We start from the raw sequence: 16,758 nt of genomic DNA, 5'->3' as shown, positions 1-16,758 counted from the left end.
ACGGTTGTCAAGTTGTCGCCGCGGGGTACCCCCACCAGCATGAGCGATACCGCCGTCGTCGTGGTCGACATGATGAACACCTATCAGCATCCCGACGCCGAGGAACTGATACCCAATGTGGGAAAATCATCGAACCCCTGGCCGGTCTGATCCGCCGGGCCCGCGACGCCGGCGGCGTCGACCTCGTCTACGTCAACGACAACTACGGCGACTTCACCGCCCAGTTCTCCGACATCGTCCGCTCGGCGGTCGACGGCGCGCGGCCAGATCTGGTCAAGCCGATCCTGCCGTCCGAGGATTGCCGCGTGCTGACCAAGGTCCGCCACAGCGCCTTCTACGCGACCGCGCTGGCGTACCTGCTCGGCCGCCTGGAGACCAAGCGGTTGATCCTGACCGGCCAGGTCACCGAGCAGTGCATCCTCTACACCGCGCTCGACGCCTACGTGCGCCACTTCCCCGTCGTGATCCCCACCGACGCCGTCGCGCACATCGACGCCGACTTGGGCGGGGCGGCGCTGCGGATGATGGAACAGAACATGTCCGCCGAGCTCACCACCGCCGCCGACTGCCTGGGCTGACGATCGGGCGCGAGCGCCCGCAAACTGCCGGCCTCATCGGCGTGTCCCCGTACCGACACGGCCGCTCGCGGCGGAGGGCTACCCTCGGACGCGTGACCCGCCGCGCCGAATCGCCGGAGCTGGTCGGGCTGCTGGCCGGGCGCCGGGTCGCGGTGCTGACCGGTGCGGGGATCTCCACCGACTCCGGCATCCCCGACTATCGGGGCCCCGATTCGCCGCCGAGCAATCCCATGACCATCCGCCAGTTCACCTCGGATCCGCTGTTCCGGCAGCGGTATTGGGCGCGCAACCACGTCGGGTGGCGGCACATGGACGACACCCTGCCCAACGCCGGGCACCGCGCCCTGGCCGCGCTCGAGCGCGCGTCGGTGGTGACCGGCGTGATCACGCAGAACGTCGACCTGCTGCACACCAAGGCCGGCAGCCGCAACGTCGTCAACCTGCACGGCACCTATGCGCGCGTGGTCTGCCTGGGCTGCGGCCACGGCATGAGCCGCGCCGCGCTGGCCGAATGCCTCGAGCAGCTCAACCCGGGATTCATCGAACGGGCCGAGGCGGTGGGCGGGCTGGCGGTGGCCCCCGACGCCGACGCCATGGTCTCCGACACCGCCTCGTTCGTGTACCTGGACTGCCCGCGCTGCGGCGGCATGCTCAAGCCGGACATCGTCTACTTCGGTGAGAATGTGGCCAAAGACGTTGTGGCAACCGCATATTCAATTATCGAGGGGGCCGACGCGCTGTTGGTCGCCGGCTCGTCGCTGACCGTGTTCTCCGGCTACCGGTTCGTGCGCCACGCCGCGGCGCGGGACATGCCGATCGCCATCGTCAACCGCGGTCCCACCCGCGGCGACGATCTGGCCACCGTGAAGGTCGACGGCGGCTGCTCGGAATTGATGACGCTGCTGGCCACCGAGCTGGCCAGTGCGTTGGCCTAGAACGTGCAGGGCATGCTGCGGATGGCGTGGATGAAATTGCCCGCCACATAGGACGGCTCGCCCGCCCGGATGTCCGGCAGCTGCCGAAGCAGCTCGCCGGTGATCGCGCGAAGTTGGGCGCGGGCCACGTGCGCCCCGAGGCAGAAGTGCACCCCGCCGCCGCCGAAGCCGAGGTGCGGGTTGGGGCTGCGGCTCAGATCGAAGCGGTCCGGGCGCTCGAACGCGTCGGTGTCCCAGTTGCCCGACGAATAGAACATCACCACTTTCTCGCCGGCCCGGATCGTCTGGCCGCCGAGCTCGAAATCCGTTGCGGCCGTGCGTCGGAACGTCATCACCGGGGTCGCCCAGCGAATGAATTCCTCCACCGCGGTGCCGATCCGATTGTCGAAATCCTCCATCAGCCAGGCCCGCTGGTCGGGAAAGTCGGTGAGCGCCTTCAGCGCGTGGCTGGTGGTCTGCCGAGTGGTGTCGTTCGCGGCCACCGAGAGCAGCACGAAGAAGGCGGCCACGTCGGCGTCGGTGAGCCGGTCGCCGTCGACCTCGGCGTTCACCAGCCCGCTGAACAGGTCGTCGCCGGGGTTCTCGCGGCGCTCCGCGGCGAGCGCGCCGGCCACCTGATGCAGGTACAGCTGGTTTTCCACCAGCACCTCGAGCGGATCGCGCCCCGCCATCGACTGCGGGTCGGCCCACGACACCGCGGCCTCGGCGGCGTGCGCCACCCGCTCGCGCTCGGATTCCGGGATGCCGACCATGTCCGACAGCGTGCGAATCGGCAGCTCCTTGGCGCAGTGCTGCACGAAATCCGCGCCGCTGCCCGCCGCGGCGAGCTCCTCGACGATGCGCTTGGCGTTGGCCTGGATCGAATCCTCGATCCGGCGGACCTGGCGCGGGGTGAACGCGGCGCTGACCAGCTTGCGCAGCACTGTGTGCCGCGGCGGGTCCATCGCCAGGAACGACTGCGAGGCCTCGAGCAACTCCTGGGGAATGCTCTCGAACATCACGCCCCGGCCGGACAGGAACACCTCGTTGTTGCGGCTGACCTTGACGATGTCGGCGCGCCGGGTGACCGCCCAATAGCCGGGGTCGTCGGGGTCCTGCATCAGGGCGTCTTCCACCGGAGGGTGCCAGCTCACCGGGCGCTCGGCGCGCAGCACCGCGAACGAGCGCTCCCGCCGCGCGGCCGTCGTCGACCAGAACGCGCGTGAGGACAGGTCGATCGCGTCGTAGGCACGTGCCGTGCCGGCCATAGCTGTCATAGGAGCCCTCCCGGTGAAGCCGACCCCGACCCTATGCCTAGACACTATGTCTAGTCAATATGTCTGACAGTCGGCTAAGCTGGTCGGATGCCGTCGGTCACGCGCAAAGCGCAGCCCCGCGACCGGGGCCGCCAGCAGCGGCGCGAGCAGATGGAGCGCCGGCTGCTCGACGCCACCGAGCGACTGATGCGCGCCGGGGCAAGTTTCACCGAGCTCAGCGTGGACCGGCTCTCGAGCGAGGCCGGCATCTCGCGGGCCAGCTTCTACATCTACTTCGAGGACAAGGGCCACCTGCTGCGCCGCCTGGCCGGTCAGGTGTTCGGCGATCTCGCCGACAGCGGGGATCGCTGGTGGAGCGTGGCGTGGCGGCACGACCCCGACGACGTCCGCGCCGCGACGACGGCGATCGTCGCGGGCTACCGCCGCCACCAGCCGGTGCTCGTCGCGCTGAACGAGATGGCCGGTTACGACCCCCTGGTCGCGGCGACCTATCGAAACCTGTTGACCGCCATCACCGGGCGGGTCACCCGGGTCATCGAGGACGGCAAGGCCGACGGCTCCATCCGCCCCGAGCTGCCCACGGCCGCCACGGCCAGCGCGCTGACCTGGATGGTGGAGCGCGCGTGCCATCAGAACCTTCCGGCGGCGCCGGAGTCATACGACGCCGAGCTCGCCGAGGCGCTGGCCCAAATCATTTGGGGCGCGCTGTATCTCAAGCCCATCTCGCCCGACTGATAGCGCGCCACCTACCGCGAGCAGACGCAGAATCGCACGTTCGAAGAACGAATCGTGCGATTCTGCGTCTGCTCGCCGTTAGACGGCGACCAGGTCGTCGGCGTGTACCGCGGGGCGGCGCAGCTCGCCGGGCAGCTCGGCGGTCGAGCGGCCGATCATGGTGGCCAGCTCGGTGGCGTCGTAGGCCACCACCCCCCGGGCGATCATCTCCGCGTCCGGACCGCGCAACTCGACGACGTCCCCCGCGTAGAAGCGGCCTGCGATCGTGGTGACGCCCGCGGCCAGCAGCGAGCGCCGCTGCCCCACCACGGCGCGCACCGCGCCCTCGTCCAGCGTCAGCGAGCCGGTCGCCTCGGCGGCATAGCGCACCCAGAACCGGCGGGCCGACATCCGCTGCGGCCGCGCGGCGAACACCGTGCCGGTGGAGGCGTCGGTGAGGGCGACCGCGGCGTCGGCGGCCGCGGCCAGCAGCACCGGGACCCCCGCGTCGGCGGCCAGCAGCGCCGACGACACCTTCGAAGCCATCCCGCCGGTGCCCAGGTCGCTGCCCGGACCGGCCACCACGCCGTCCAGGTCCGCCGCGCCGGACACCTCGGCGATAAACCTGGCGGGCACCCGGCCCCTCGCCTTCCGCGGATCGGCATCGTAGAGCCCGTCGATGTCGGACAGCAGCACCAACGCCTCCGCCCCGACCAGGTGGGCCACCAGCGCCGACAGCCGATCGTTGTCGCCGAACCGGATCTCGTTGGTGGCCACCGTGTCGTTCTCGTTGACGATCGCGACCGCGTGCAGCGCGCGCAGCCGGTCCAGGGTGCGCTGGGCGTTGGTGTGCGAGGCGCGCACGGAGATGTCGTGCGCGGTCAGCAGCACCTGCCCGACCGTGCGGCCGTAGCGGGCGAACGCCGCGCTCCACGAGTTCAACAGCGACACCTGCCCCACGCTGGCGGCGGCCTGCTTGGTCGCCAAATCCTTTGGCCGGCGCGATAATCCGAGCGGTTCGATGCCCGCGGCGATGGCGCCCGACGACACGATGACGACGTCGGTGCCCGCCTTCATCCGCGCCTCGATGGCATCGGCCAGCCCGGCCAGGCGTCCGGCGTCGAACACCCCGGACGGCGTGGTCAGGGCGTTGGTGCCGACCTTGACCACCAGGCTGCGCGCGCCGCGGATGGCCTCGCGGTGGGCGCTCACGAGGCCCCACCGGTTTCGGGGCCCTGCTGGCGGCGCTGCCGGCGGGCGGCCTTGCGTTCGGCGGCGCCGACGCGGTCGCTGCGCTCCAGCCGCGCGTCGGTGCCCCGGCCCGACAGCGCAACGTGCTGTCCCGCGGGGGTTTGCGGCTCCCAGTCGAACGTCATCTCGCCGATGGTCACCGCGCACCCGGGTTGGGCGCCCAGCCGCAGCAGCTCCTCCTCGACACCGAGGCGGGCCAGGCGGTCGGCGAGGTAGCCCACCGCCTCGTCGTTGTCGAAGTTGGTCTGGCCGACCCAACGCTCCGGCCGCGCGCCGGTGACGACGAACCCGCCCCGCTCGTCGGGCTCGACGGTGAAACCGCTGTCGTCGACGGGCACCGGACGGATCACCGGCCGGCGCGGCACGACCGGGGGCCGCGCCGCCTGGTAGTCCGAGATCATCTGCCAGAGCCCGAAAACCAAGGGCTGCAGCCCTTCCCGCGCGACGGTCGACACCAAAAACACCGGCCAGCCCCGCTGGGCGATCTCGTCGCGGACGAATTCGGCGAGCTCACGCGCCTCGGGCACGTCGATCTTGTTGAGCACCACCGCCCGCGGCCGCTCGGCGAGGTCGCCCAACGCCGGGTCGCCCTGCAGCGTGGGGGTGTACGCGGCCAGTTCGGCTTCCAGCGCTTCGATGTCGGAGATCGGGTCGCGGCCCGGTTCGGCGGTGGCGCAGTCCACCACGTGGACCAGGACGGCGCACCGCTCGATGTGCCGGAGGAATTCCAGGCCCAGGCCGCGTCCCTGCGAGGCGCCCGGGATCAGGCCGGGCACGTCGGCGATCGTGAAGGTGTGCTCGCCCGCCGATACCACCCCGAGGTTGGGCACCAGCGTGGTGAACGGGTAGTCGGCGACCTTCGGCTTGGCCGCCGAGATCGCCGACACCAGTGAGGATTTCCCGGCCGAGGGGAAGCCGATCAGCCCGGCGTCGGCCACCGTCTTGAGCTCCAGCGTCAGGTCGCGGGACTGGCCCGGCTCGCCGAGCAGCGCGAAACCGGGGGCCTTGCGGGCCCGCGAGGCCAGCGCCGCGTTACCCAGGCCGCCGCGGCCGCCGGCGGCGGCCTCGAAGCGGGTGCCCGAGCCCACCAGGTCGGCCAGCAGGCGGCCGTTCTCGTCCAGCACCACGGTGCCGTCGGGAACCTTGACCTCCAGGTCGGCGCCGGCGGCGCCGTCGCGGTTGTTGCCCATCCCCTGCTTGCCCGACGGCGCGGTGATGTGCGGATGGAAATGAAAGTCCAGCAGCGTGTGCACCTGCGGGTCGACGACCAGGACGATGCTGCCGCCGCGGCCGCCGTTGCCGCCGTCGGGGCCGCCCAGCGGCTTGAATTTCTCGCGGCGCACCGACGCGCAGCCGTTGCCGCCGGAACCCGCCCGCGCGTGAACGAGGACGCGGTCGACAAACCGAGGCATCGGGGATCCTCTCACCCGTCTCGCTCGCCGAACGTGCAGCCGCTGCGAGATCCGCCTCGAATTATCGCAGTGGGTGCACGCTCGCGGCGCTCAGGCCGAGGTCTCTCCAGCCGTGATGCTGACGGTCTTGCGGCCGCGCTTGACCCCGAACTGGACCGCGCCGGCCTCCTTGGCGAACAGCGTGTCGTCGCCGCCCCGGCCGACGTTGGCGCCGGGGTGGAACTTCGTGCCGCGCTGCCGGACCAGGATCTCGCCGGCCTTGACGACCTGGCCGCCGAACCGCTTCACGCCGAGGCGCTGCGCGGCGGAGTCGCGACCGTTGCGCGAGCTGGAAGCGCCCTTCTTGTGTGCCATTGCGTTGGTCCTCCGCTACTTGATGCCGGTGACCTTCAGGACCGTCAGCTGCTGACGGTGACCCTGACGCTTGTGGTAGCCGGTCTTGTTCTTGAACTTGTGGATGCGGATCTTGGGGCCCTTGGTGTGCTCGAGCACCTCGCCGGTCACCGCGACCTTGGCCAGCGCGGCCGCCTCGCTGGTGACGTTGGCGCCGTCGACCACCAGGGCGACGGGCAGCGTCACGTTCGAGCCCGGCTCGGAGTCCAGCTTCTCGACCTTGACGACGTCGCCGACGGCGACTTTGTACTGCTTGCCGCCGGTCTTGACGATTGCGTAGGTCGCCATCGCTGCTCCTGCCTCTTTCTCGCTTCGCGCGCGGGCCACCTTCGGTGCGCGCGGTGGGTCTGGGGTGCGGGTCGCCGTGCTCCCGCTCGCCGGCCGAACCCTCGTCTTTCGGCCTGACGACAACTGCCCCAGGGTACGTGACCAGCGGCTACAGGGTCAAACCGGCCCCGGACCGCAGGTCAGTCCGCGTGGATGGGCGGGCCCGCAGGCCGGCCCGCCGCGCGGCGACGGCGCGGCCGGCCGAAGGGCGACCCGTCGCCCTCCCGCCCGGTGACCCCGGAGTCGGAGTCCTCGTCGGAATCGTCCAGGTCGTCGTCATCGTCGTCGTCGGTGTCGTCGTCGTCATCATCGTCGTCGTCGGTGTCGTCGTCGTCATCATCGTCGTCGTCGGTGTCGTCATCGTCGGTGTCGTCGAGGTCGAGATCCTCGTCACCGCCGAGGTCCTCCTCGTCGTCGTCGAGGTCGTCGTCGGTGTCCTCGTCGTCGAAGTCGTCATCGGAGTCGTCGGTGTCCTCGAAGTCCGCGCCGTTGTCCCCCAGGCCGGCGGCGACCTTCTCCTCGGCCGCCTTGGTCTCGTCGACGACCTTGGCGGCCTCGGCCGCCGACTCGTCGGGCTCTTCGCCGTCGGGGGAGGCGCCATCCGACGCCCCCGACGCGCCGGACGCGCCCGCGGCCATCGCCTTGAACATCGGGTGTTCGCCGGGGGCGTGCGCGGGCACCTTGGCCACGACCGGTTCTTCGGCCCCCTTCTTCTTCGACCGCCTGCCGCGGCGGCCGCCCGACTCGGACTTGCGCCCGTTGGTCGGCGCCGAATCGACGGGGTCGGCGTGCAGCAGGATGCCGCGGCCGCCGCAGTTCGGGCACGACGATGAGAACGCCTCGATCAGCCCGGTGCCCAGCCGCTTGCGGGTCAGCTGCACCAAGCCCAGGGACGTCACCTCGGAGACCTGGTGGCGGGTGCGGTCGCGGGCCAGCGCCTCGGTCAGCCGCCGCAGCACCAGGTCGCGGTTGGACTCCAGCACCATGTCGATGAAGTCGATCACCACGATGCCGCCGATGTCGCGCAACCGCAGCTGGCGCACGATCTCCTCGGCGGCCTCGAGGTTGTTCTTGGTGACGGTCTGCTCGAGGTTGCCCCCCGACCCGGTGAACTTGCCGGTGTTGACGTCGACGACCGTCATGGCCTCGGTCCGATCGATCACCAGCGTGCCGCCCGACGGCAGCCACACCTTGCGCTCCATCGCCTTGGCGAGCTGCTCGTCGATGCGGTGCACCGCGAACACGTCCGGCCCGCTCGTCTCGTCCGGCCCGGTGGCGGGCTCGTACTTCGTCAGCTTCGAAACCAGTTCCGGGGCAACGGAATTCACATATTCGTTGATGGTGTTCCACGCCTCGTCGCCCGAGACGATCAGGCCGGCGAAGTCCTCGTTGAACAGGTCGCGGATGACCTTGACCAAAACGTCGGGCTCTTCGTAGAGCGACACCGCGGCGCCGGCGGCCTTCTCCTTGGTCTCGGCCGCCTTGGCCTCGATCTGCTGCCAGCGTTCCTGCAGGCGGTTGACGTCGGCGCGGATGTCCTCCTCTTTGACCCCCTCGGACGCGGTGCGGATGATCACCCCGGCGTCCGACGGCACCACCTCACGCAGGATCTCCTTGAGCCGCTGCCGCTCGGTGTCGGGCAGCTTGCGGCTGATCCCGGTCGACGACGCGCCCGGCACATAGACCAGGTAGCGGCCGGCCAGCGACACCTGGGTGGTCAGCCGCGCGCCCTTGTGGCCGACGGGGTCCTTGCTGACCTGGACCACGACGTAGTCGCCGGGCTTGAGCGCCTGCTCGATCTTGCGGTCGGAGCCGCCCAGCCCGGCGGCCTCCCAGTTGACCTCGCCGGCGTAGAGCACGCCGTTGCGGCCGCGGCCGATGTCGACGAACGCCGCCTCCATCGAGGGCAGCACGTTCTGCACGATCCCCAGGTAGATGTTGCCCACCAAGGAAGCGGACGCAGCCGAGGTCACGAAGTGTTCGACCACGATGCCGTCCTCGAGCACCGCGATCTGCGTGTAGCGGGCGCCGGGATGCGGCGGTTCGGTGCGGACCCGGTCGCGCACGACCATCATCCGTTCGACGGCCTCACGACGCGCGAGGAACTCGGCCTCGGTCAACACCGGCGGGCGGCGCCGCCCGGCGTCGCGCCCATCCCTGCGGCGCTGCCGCTTGGCCTCCAGCCGGGTGGAGCCGTCGATGCCCTTGATCTCGGCGGACGACCCGTCTTCGCCGTTCTTGCCGGCCCGCGCCGGGCGCTCGTGCACCACGGTGTTCGGCGGGTCGTCGGGCGAACCCTCGTCGCCGTCGTCGCCGGCCCCCGACTTGCGCCGCCGGCGCCTGCGGCGGCGGCGGCTGCCGCCCTCGGCCGAACCGTTCTCGTCGTCGCCCTCGTCGCCCTCGTCGGACTCGTCGTCGTCCCCGTCGTCGTCACCGGAATCCGGGCCGTCGGTGCCGCCCTGCTCGCCGCGGCCGCGGCCCCGGCCACGACGGCCCCGACGCCGCCGCCGGCCGGCCGGCCGGTCGGTCTGGTCGTCCTGATCATCCCGGTCGTCGTCGGTGTCGGAGTCGGCGTCCAGGTCGTCCGCGGCGTCGCCGCCCTCGTTCGCTTCGCGCGGTTGTGGCGCGACGAACAGCGGCATGTACTGCGGCGGGTCGCCCGGGGCCCCCGGGGCCGGCCGGGGCGCGGGCCGCACGGTGACGGGGCCGGGCGCGCTGGAAAAGCCCGGAATGTTCTTCAGCGGCTTGGCGAAGATCAGGTCACGCACCCGCAGGGCGTCCTCGCGGTCCACGCCGGAATGCACGCTGCGGACCCGCCCGTCGAGCGTCGTGAGCGCCTCGAGCACCTCGGTGTTGGTGCTGCCCAGCGCACGGGCCAGCTGGTGGACCCTCAGGCGGTCCGGGAGTTCGTCGTGCTGGCCCGGCTCGTGTGATGAGTCTGTGGGTGGGGCACTGTCTTCCACGTATTCTCCTTGAGCCCCCGGGCGCGTCGCTTCGACGCGGCCACGCGAGGGCTTCGCTATGCGCCCGGGTCGCTTCTCCCGGGTTTGTGATGGTCTCGCCCCGGGCGGCTCAAGGTGAACCCACTCGGCGCCGTGCTGAATGTCGGCCTGACATGCGGCGCAACACCGCGGGATGGCGATGGTCGCGCTTGTCTAAGTCTTCATTCGGGTGTCCGACGTCGGTCCGGCGACGTTCACCCGCAGCCAGTATCCCACATCACGCGGCGTGCCCACCCGCGACCGATCCGACGGCCGCGGCAAAGCCCGTCGGGGCCCCTAGCTGCCGGGGAACCAGAGCGCGATCTCGCGCTTGGCGGAATCGGCCGAATCGGACCCGTGCACCAGGTTGAACTGGGTCTCCAGGCCGAAATCGCCCCGGATCGTGCCCGGTGTGGCCTTCTCCACCGGGTCCGTGCCGCCGGCGACCTGACGAAACGCCGCGATCGCCCGCGGTCCCTCCACGATCGCGGCCACCACCGGCCCCGAGGTGATGAACTCCAGCAGGGACCCGAAGAACGGCTTGCCCTCGTGCTCGGCGTAGTGCTGGGCGGCCAGGTCCTCGCCGACGTGCCGGAGCTCCAGCGCCGCGATGGTGAGGCCCTTTCGCTCGATGCGGCCGATGATCTCGCCTATCAGGTGCCGTTCGACGGCGTCAGGCTTGATCAGTACCAGCGTCCGTTCGGTCACGGCCGACAGCGTACATAACTGGGCGCCGATTGCCGCCGCTTACTGGCGCTTTACGGCTGTCTCCGCTTGACCTCGGCCCGGAAGTAGACGATCAACGCCCACAACCCGGCGAACAGCACCCCGATGAACCCGACCCCGGGATAGACGGCGAACCCGGCGAGAACAACCACCTGAACGCCCACGTTCGCCCAGATCGCCCAGGGTCGGCGCTGCACCCCGGCCAGCAGGATCAGCACCGCGGCCAGGCCGATCAGGTAGGCCAGCGACGCGGCGGTCAGGCCGCCGCCGACGGCGCCCACCACCGGTATCGCCAGCAGCACCACGATCGCCTCGAGGATCAGCGTCGCGGCCATCACGGCCCCGAAGCTCTTCCACGGGTCGGCGGGCGGCGGGCTCTCGTCGGTCATGCCGGGTCCCGGCCGAACAGCGTCCGCGCGGCCCCCGCGGTGACGGCGGAGCCGGTGATGACGATCCCGGTGCCGGACGCCGCCCCGGCTTCCTCGTCGGCGGCCGCGTCGTCGACCAGGGCGGTCGCCACGTCGATGGCGTCGCGCAGGTTCTCGGCGGTCGTCACGCGGTCGGGCCCGAACCGCCCGCGCGCCGCGACCGCCAGCGCCTCGACGTCCAGCGCGCGCGGCGAACCGTTGTGGGTCACGACGACGGCGTCGAACGCGGGCTCCAGCGCGGCCAGGATGCCGTCGACGTCCTTGTCGGCCAGCACGCTGAGCACGCCGACCAAAAAGCGGAAGTCGAATTCGCCGGTCAGCGCCCGCGCCAGCGCGGCCGCCCCGGCCGGGTTGTGCGCGGCGTCGATGAAAACCGTTGGCGCGCTGCGCATGCGCTCCAGTCGGCCGGGGCTGGCGACGGCGGCGAAGCCGGCCCGGACCGCGTCCACGTCGAGCTGACGCTGCGCGCCGGCGCCGAAGAAGGCCTCCACCGCCGCGAGCGCCACCGCCGCGTTGTGCGCCTGGTGCTCGCCGTGCAGCGGCAGATAGACGTCGGAGTACACCCCGCCCAGGCCCTGCAGCTGCAGCACCTGTCCGCCGATGGCGACCTGCCGGTCCAGCACCGCGAACTCGGAATCCTCGCGGGCGACCGCGGCGTCGGCGCGCACGGACTGGGCCAGCAGCGCTTCCATCGCCTCGGGTACCTGGCGGGCGATGACGGCGACGGTGTCCGGCGCGCCCTCGGGTGCCCGGTGGATGATGCCGGCCTTCTCGCCGGCGATCCCGGCGACGTCGCCGCCGAGGTATTCGACGTGATCGATGCCGACGGGGGTGATCACCGCCACCGGCGCGTTGACGACATTGGTGGCGTCCCAACGCCCGCCCATGCCGACCTCGACCACCGCGACGTCGACGGGCGCGTCGGCGAACGCGGCGAACGCCATCGCGGTGAGGACCTCGAACTTGCTCATCGCCGGGCCGCCACCGGCCTGCGACTGCGCGTCGACCATCTGCACGAACGGCTCGATCTCGCGGTAGGTGGCCACGTACCCGGCGGGGCTGATCGGTTGCCCGTCGATCGCGATGCGCTCGACCGCCGATTGCAGGTGCGGGCTGGTGGTGCGGCCGGTGCGCCGGTGCAGCGCGGTCACCAGCGCGTCGACCATCCGCGCGACCGACGTCTTGCCGTTGGTGCCCGCGATGTGGATGGACGGGTAGCCGAGTTGCGGCGACCCCAGCAGGTCCATCAGCGCGCTGATCCGGGTCAGGCTCGGCTCGATGCGCGTTTCGGGCCAGCGTTGGTCCAGCAGGTGTTCGACCTGCAGCAGCGACGCGATCTCATCCGGTGTGGGAGGCACCAAACTCATTGCAGCGCGGCCAGCCTCGCGGTGATCCGATCGGTTTCCTCCTGCGCCACGCGCTGGCGGTCGCGGATCTTGGCGACGACGTGTTCGGGTGCCTTCCCGAGGAAGTCGGCGTTGGCCAGCTTCGCCGACGTCGACGACAGCTCCTTTTGCGCGGCGGCCAGGTCCTTCTCCAGGCGGCGACGCTCGGCGGCGACGTCGATGGTGCCCGAGGTGTCGATTTCGACGACGACGGTCCGGTCGATTTTGGGGCCCAACCGAACTTCCAGCGACACCGACGGCCGGAAGTCCGCGCCCGGCTCGGTCAGCAAGGCCAGCGAGCTCACCGCGCCCGCGTGGCCGTCCAGGTCCGCCGCTTGGATGCCGGTCAGTCGGGCCGGCACCTTCTGCCGGTCGGCCAAGCCCTGTTCGCTGCGGAAGCGGCGAACCTCGGTGACGAGCTTCTGCACGTCGCTGATGCGCTGCGCGGCAACCACATCCAAGGCGATGCCCGACGGCTTCGGCCACGCGGCGATCACCAGCGACTCCTGACCGGTCAGGGCCTGCCACAGCGCCTCGGTGAGGAACGGGATGACCGGGTGCAGCAGCCGCAGCAGCGTGTCGAGCACCGCGGCCAGCACGGCGGTGGTGTGCGTGCACCCCTCGGCGAGCTGCGTTTTGGCCAGTTCGACGTACCAGTCGCAGAATTCGTCCCAGGTGAAGTGGTAGAGCGATTCGCAGGCCCGGCTGAACTCGTAGCCGTCGAGCGCCGAATCGACCTCGGCGCGAACCTCTTCCAACCGCCCGAGGATCCAGCGGTCGGCGTCGGTCAGCTCGGCGAGATCGGGCAGCGGGGCCGGGCTCGCCCCGTTGAGCAGTGCGTAGCGCGTGGCGTTGAACAGCTTGGTGCCGAAGTTGCGCGACGCCCGGACCGCGTCCTCGCTGACGGACAGGTCACCGCCGGGGCTGGCGCCGCGGGCCAGGGTGAACCGCAGGGCGTCGGCGCCGAACGCGTCCATCCAGTCCAGCGGGTCGATGACGTTGCCCTTGGACTTGCTCATCTTGCGGCCGGATTCGTCACGGATCAGCCCGTGCAGAAAGACATCGGTGAACGGCACCTGCGGGCCGCGGCGGCCGTCGAGCGTGATGGCGTCGTCGCCGCCGACAAAGGTGCCGAACATCATCATCCGCGCGACCCAGAAGAACAGGATGTCGTAGCCGGTGACCAGAACGCTTGTCGGATAGAACTTTTCCAGCTCCGGGGTCTTTTCCGGCCAGCCCAGCGTGGAGAACGGCCACAGCGCCGACGAGAACCAGGTGTCCAGCACGTCGGGGTCCTGCTCCCAGCCCTCCGGCGGAGTCTCGTCCGGGCCGACGCACACCTGTTCTCCGTTGGGCCCGTACCAGATCGGGATGCGGTGGCCCCACCACAGCTGCCGGGAGATGCACCAGTCGTGCATGTCGTCGACCCAGGCGAACCAGCGCGGCTCCAGGCTGGCGGGGTGGATCACAGTGTCGCCGTTACGCACCGCGTCGCCGGCGGCCTTGGCCAGCGATTCCACCCGGACCCACCACTGCAGCGAAAGCCTCGGCTCGATCGGCTCGCCGCTGCGTTCGGAGTGCCCGACGCTGTGCACGTAGGGCCGCTTTTCCTCGACCACGCGGCCCTGCGCCGCCAGGGCTTCACGCACCGCGACCCGGGCCTCGAAGCGGTCCATCCCGTCGAATTGCGTTCCGGTGTCGGTGATTTTGCCTCGGGTGTCCATGATCGAGATCATCGGCAGCTCGTGGCGCAGTCCGATTTCAAAGTCGTTCGGGTCGTGTGCCGGCGTGACTTTGACTGCGCCGGTGCCGAATTCGGGATCCACGTGCTCGTCGGCGACGACGACGAGCCGGCGGTCCACGAAGGGATGGGGCAGCGTGGTGCCGACCAGATTGCGATAACGATCGTCGTCGGGGTGCACGGCGATCGCGGTGTCGCCGAGCATCGTCTCGACCCGCGTGGTGGCCACCACGATGTGGGGTTGCGAGTCGTCGAGCGAGCCGTAGCGGAACGACACCAGCTCGCCCTCGACGTCGAGGTAGTTCACCTCGAGGTCCGAGATCGCCGTCTGTAGCACCGGCGACCAGTTCACCAGCCGCTCGGCCCGGTAAATGAGCCCGCCGTCATAGAGCCGCTTGAAGATCGTGCGCACCGCGCGGGATAGGCCCTCGTCCATGGTGAAGCGGTCGCGGCTCCAGTCCACGCCGTCGCCGAGCCTGCGCATCTGCCCGCCGATGGCGCCGCCCGACTCCCGTTTCCAGTCCCACACCTTCTCGACGAACAGCTCCCGACCGAAGTCCTCCTTGGTCTTGCCGTCGACCGCCAGCTGCTTTTCCACCACGCTCTGCGTCGCGATACCCGCGTGGTCGGTGCCCGGCTGCCACAGGACCTCGTAGCCCTGCATGCGCTTGCGGCGGGTCAGGGCGTCCATCATGGTGTGTTCCAGCGCGTGGCCCATGTGCAGGCTGCCGGTCACGTTGGGCGGCGGCAGCACGATCGAGTAGCCCGGCTTGGCGCTGGCCGCGTCGGCCGTGAAGTAGCCGGCGTCCAGCCACTTCTGGTAGATCGCGCCCTCCATCGCGGCCGGATCCCACGACTTGGGCAGGTCGGCGGCGGGGCGGTGGCTGGCGGTCACCGGTCAATTCTAGGGAGGGCCCGCCGCCGCCGAGTAAGCGGCCGAAGCCGCTGGTCAGCCGACTCGGCGCGGGTCAGCCGAGCCGCTCGGTCCGCAGCGACACACCCGCGTCGGGCAGGCGGGCCAGCAGCGCGTCGCCCATCGCGGCGGCCGGTGTGAGCACGCCCACCAGATCGGACAGCTTGTCGCGGTCGAGGGCGAGCGCCAGGCCGCACTCCCCCAGCAGCACCGAGGTCGCCTTGTAGCCGGGGTCCCCGCGTTGCTCCATGCGCGCCACGTAACGCGCGCCGGTGGTTGTGGTGGTGTAGGTCTCGATCTTGTAGAAACCGCGCTCCCGGGTCTTCTCGCTGGGGCCGGTGCCGGGCTTGGGAAGGACCCGCTCCACGGCGCGGCGCGGCAGGTACCGGAAGAACCGGCTGCCCAGGGCGAACGTCGCGTTGCCGACTCCGCTGACGATCGCCGACGCCACCGGCGCGAGCGCCGACGACCCGACGCTCATGTTCTCCTCGTAGCGGAATCGCCGGCCGTAGGCCCAGTCCAGTAACGCGTTGCTGCGCCGCACGATTCGGGTGTTGTACGGGGCCATCATGAAACCCGCGGTCCACACACCGGATAGTTCCGGAGCGATGTAACTTCCGCGACGCCACGGCAGGTCGGGTTGGCGGCCGAGTTCGGGTTCCGCGCCGCGATCGGTGCTCAGCGTGTAGGGGTCGGCGAGCAGGCGGCGCGCCTCGGGGTCCGCCGAGGCCGCGGCCATGATCTCCACGCCCGAGGCGATGGTGCCGCCGGACAGGCCGCCGGCCATGGAACGCAGCACCAGGTGGGTGTCGGCGAGCTCTCCGGTCCCGTCGCGCTGCGCCGCCCGGTACAGCGCGTAGACCGTCAAATCCGAGGGGACCGAGTCGAACCCGCAGGCGTGCACGATGCGGGCGCCGGTGTCGGCGGCCTGCTTGTGGTGCAGGTCGATGCTTTCGCGGACGAACAGCGCCTCGCCGGTCAGGTCGGCGTAGTCGGTGCCGGCCGCGGCGCACGCGGCCACCAGCGGCAGCCCATACCGCGTGTACGGGCCGACCGTCGTGACGACGACCCGGGTCCGGGCGGCCATCTCGTCCAGCGTCGCCGGCGCGGCGGCGTCGGCGGTCAGCACCGCCCAGTCGCGCGCGGATTCGCCGAGGGAGTCACGCACGGTGCGCAGGCGGTCCGGCGACCTGCCGGCCAACGCGATGCGCGCGTCCGCTCCGGCGCGGGCGAGGTATTCGGCGGTCAGCTTCCCGACGAAGCCGGTCGCCCCGTACAACACGACGTCGAACTCACGCGGCGCTGCGGTCACCGGCCCGACGCTACCCCACCCAGAGGCGGGTAATGCCGGGCCCGAGGCCCGGCATTACCCGTTCGTCGCTCCTTGACGGCGCTGCTCTAGCCGCGCCGACCGCAGACCGGCCAGGCGCCGATGCCCTGCGTGTGCAGCACGTTCTCGGCCACCCGGATCTGCTCCTCGCGGCTCGCGTTCGCCGGCGAACCCGAGCCGCCGTTGGCGCGCCAGGTGCTCGGCGTGAACTGCAGCCCACCGGAGAAGCCGTTACCGGTGCTGATGGCCCAGTTGCCGCCCGACTCGCACTGCGCGATGGCGTCCCAGTTGACGCTGTACGCCTTGCGCGGCGGAGGCGGCGCGTCCGGCGCAGGCGGCGGCGGGACGTTCGGGTCGAAGCCCACGGGAGCCGGCGGGGGCGGCGGGG

14 protein-coding genes and 1 pseudogene are annotated in these 16,758 nt (G+C 70.9%); 3 read left to right on the top strand and 12 right to left on the bottom strand.

Annotated elements, in window-relative coordinates:
* Nucleotides 1-39: 39 nt before the first annotated feature.
* Nucleotides 40-578, top strand: a pseudogene (locus BST11_RS04080) (cysteine hydrolase family protein).
* Nucleotides 579-670: 92 nt separating this feature from the next.
* Nucleotides 671-1,513, top strand: coding sequence for an SIR2 family NAD-dependent protein deacylase (locus BST11_RS04075; protein WP_083136716.1), 843 nt, complete (start codon nt 671-673; stop codon nt 1,511-1,513).
* Here the strand turns inward: BST11_RS04075 and BST11_RS04070 are convergent.
* Nucleotides 1,510-2,769, bottom strand: coding sequence for a cytochrome P450 (locus BST11_RS04070; RefSeq protein WP_083136715.1), 1,260 nt, complete (start codon nt 2,767-2,769; stop codon nt 1,510-1,512). The two genes, BST11_RS04075 and BST11_RS04070, sit on opposite strands and share 4 nt — an antisense overlap.
* Before the next feature lie 87 nt (nt 2,770-2,856).
* Here BST11_RS04070 and BST11_RS04065 point away from each other — a divergent pair, with 87 nt between their 5' ends.
* Nucleotides 2,857-3,504, top strand: coding sequence for a TetR/AcrR family transcriptional regulator (locus tag BST11_RS04065; RefSeq protein ID WP_083136714.1), 648 nt, complete (start codon nt 2,857-2,859; stop codon nt 3,502-3,504).
* Between the two features lie 78 nt (nt 3,505-3,582).
* On the opposite strand, the gene proB is transcribed toward BST11_RS04065, so the two are convergent.
* From proB to BST11_RS04010, 11 genes are all read right to left on the bottom strand, one after another.
* A complete protein-coding gene (proB, locus tag BST11_RS04060; protein ID WP_083136713.1) occupies nt 3,583-4,695 on the bottom strand; it encodes a glutamate 5-kinase in 1,113 nt (370 codons plus the stop codon).
* Entirely contained in the window at nt 4,692-6,146 is a 1,455-nt protein-coding gene (obgE, locus tag BST11_RS04055) for a GTPase ObgE (protein ID WP_083136712.1), read from the bottom strand. Before obgE ends, proB begins: the two co-directional genes overlap by 4 nt.
* Before the next feature lie 90 nt (nt 6,147-6,236).
* Nucleotides 6,237-6,500: a 50S ribosomal protein L27 gene (gene rpmA / locus BST11_RS04050; protein ID WP_067317692.1), complete on the bottom strand. Its 264-nt coding sequence runs from the start codon at nt 6,498-6,500 to the stop codon at nt 6,237-6,239.
* 15 nt (nt 6,501-6,515) lie between these two features.
* The gene (rplU, locus tag BST11_RS04045; protein ID WP_083136711.1) at nt 6,516-6,827 is read right to left on the bottom strand and encodes a 50S ribosomal protein L21; all 312 of its coding nucleotides are present in this window, start codon (nt 6,825-6,827) and stop codon (nt 6,516-6,518) included.
* A 179-nt stretch (nt 6,828-7,006) separates the two neighbouring features.
* The gene (rne, locus tag BST11_RS04040) at nt 7,007-9,829 is read right to left on the bottom strand and encodes a ribonuclease E (RefSeq protein ID WP_083136710.1); all 2,823 of its coding nucleotides are present in this window, start codon (nt 9,827-9,829) and stop codon (nt 7,007-7,009) included.
* A gap of 315 nt (nt 9,830-10,144) precedes the next feature.
* The gene (gene ndk / locus BST11_RS04035) at nt 10,145-10,555 is read right to left on the bottom strand and encodes a nucleoside-diphosphate kinase (RefSeq protein WP_067317697.1); all 411 of its coding nucleotides are present in this window, start codon (nt 10,553-10,555) and stop codon (nt 10,145-10,147) included.
* 50 nt (nt 10,556-10,605) lie between these two features.
* Complete coding sequence (locus tag BST11_RS04030; protein WP_067317699.1) at nt 10,606-10,962, bottom strand: DUF4233 domain-containing protein; 357 nt, start codon at nt 10,960-10,962, stop codon at nt 10,606-10,608.
* Nucleotides 10,959-12,368, bottom strand: a complete 1,410-nt coding sequence (gene folC, locus BST11_RS04025) for a bifunctional tetrahydrofolate synthase/dihydrofolate synthase (protein WP_083136709.1) — start codon at nt 12,366-12,368, stop codon at nt 10,959-10,961. Before folC ends, BST11_RS04030 begins: the two co-directional genes overlap by 4 nt.
* Nucleotides 12,365-15,022, bottom strand: coding sequence for a valine--tRNA ligase (locus BST11_RS04020; protein WP_083136708.1), 2,658 nt, complete (start codon nt 15,020-15,022; stop codon nt 12,365-12,367). The genes folC and BST11_RS04020 overlap by 4 nt, the downstream gene beginning before the upstream one ends.
* Before the next feature lie 73 nt (nt 15,023-15,095).
* Complete coding sequence (locus BST11_RS04015; RefSeq protein WP_083136707.1) at nt 15,096-16,352, bottom strand: saccharopine dehydrogenase family protein; 1,257 nt, start codon at nt 16,350-16,352, stop codon at nt 15,096-15,098.
* Nucleotides 16,353-16,438: 86 nt separating this feature from the next.
* Nucleotides 16,439-16,758 (bottom strand): transglycosylase family protein (locus BST11_RS04010; RefSeq protein WP_211284620.1); only part of this gene is annotated, 320 nt, incomplete at its 5' end.

Source organism: Mycobacterium alsense, assembly GCF_002086635.1.
In the GTDB taxonomy this organism is placed as follows: Bacteria; Actinomycetota; Actinomycetes; order Mycobacteriales; family Mycobacteriaceae; genus Mycobacterium; species Mycobacterium alsense.
Note: the sequence above shows the minus strand (reverse complement) of the source record. Positions and strands in the feature narration are given on the sequence as shown.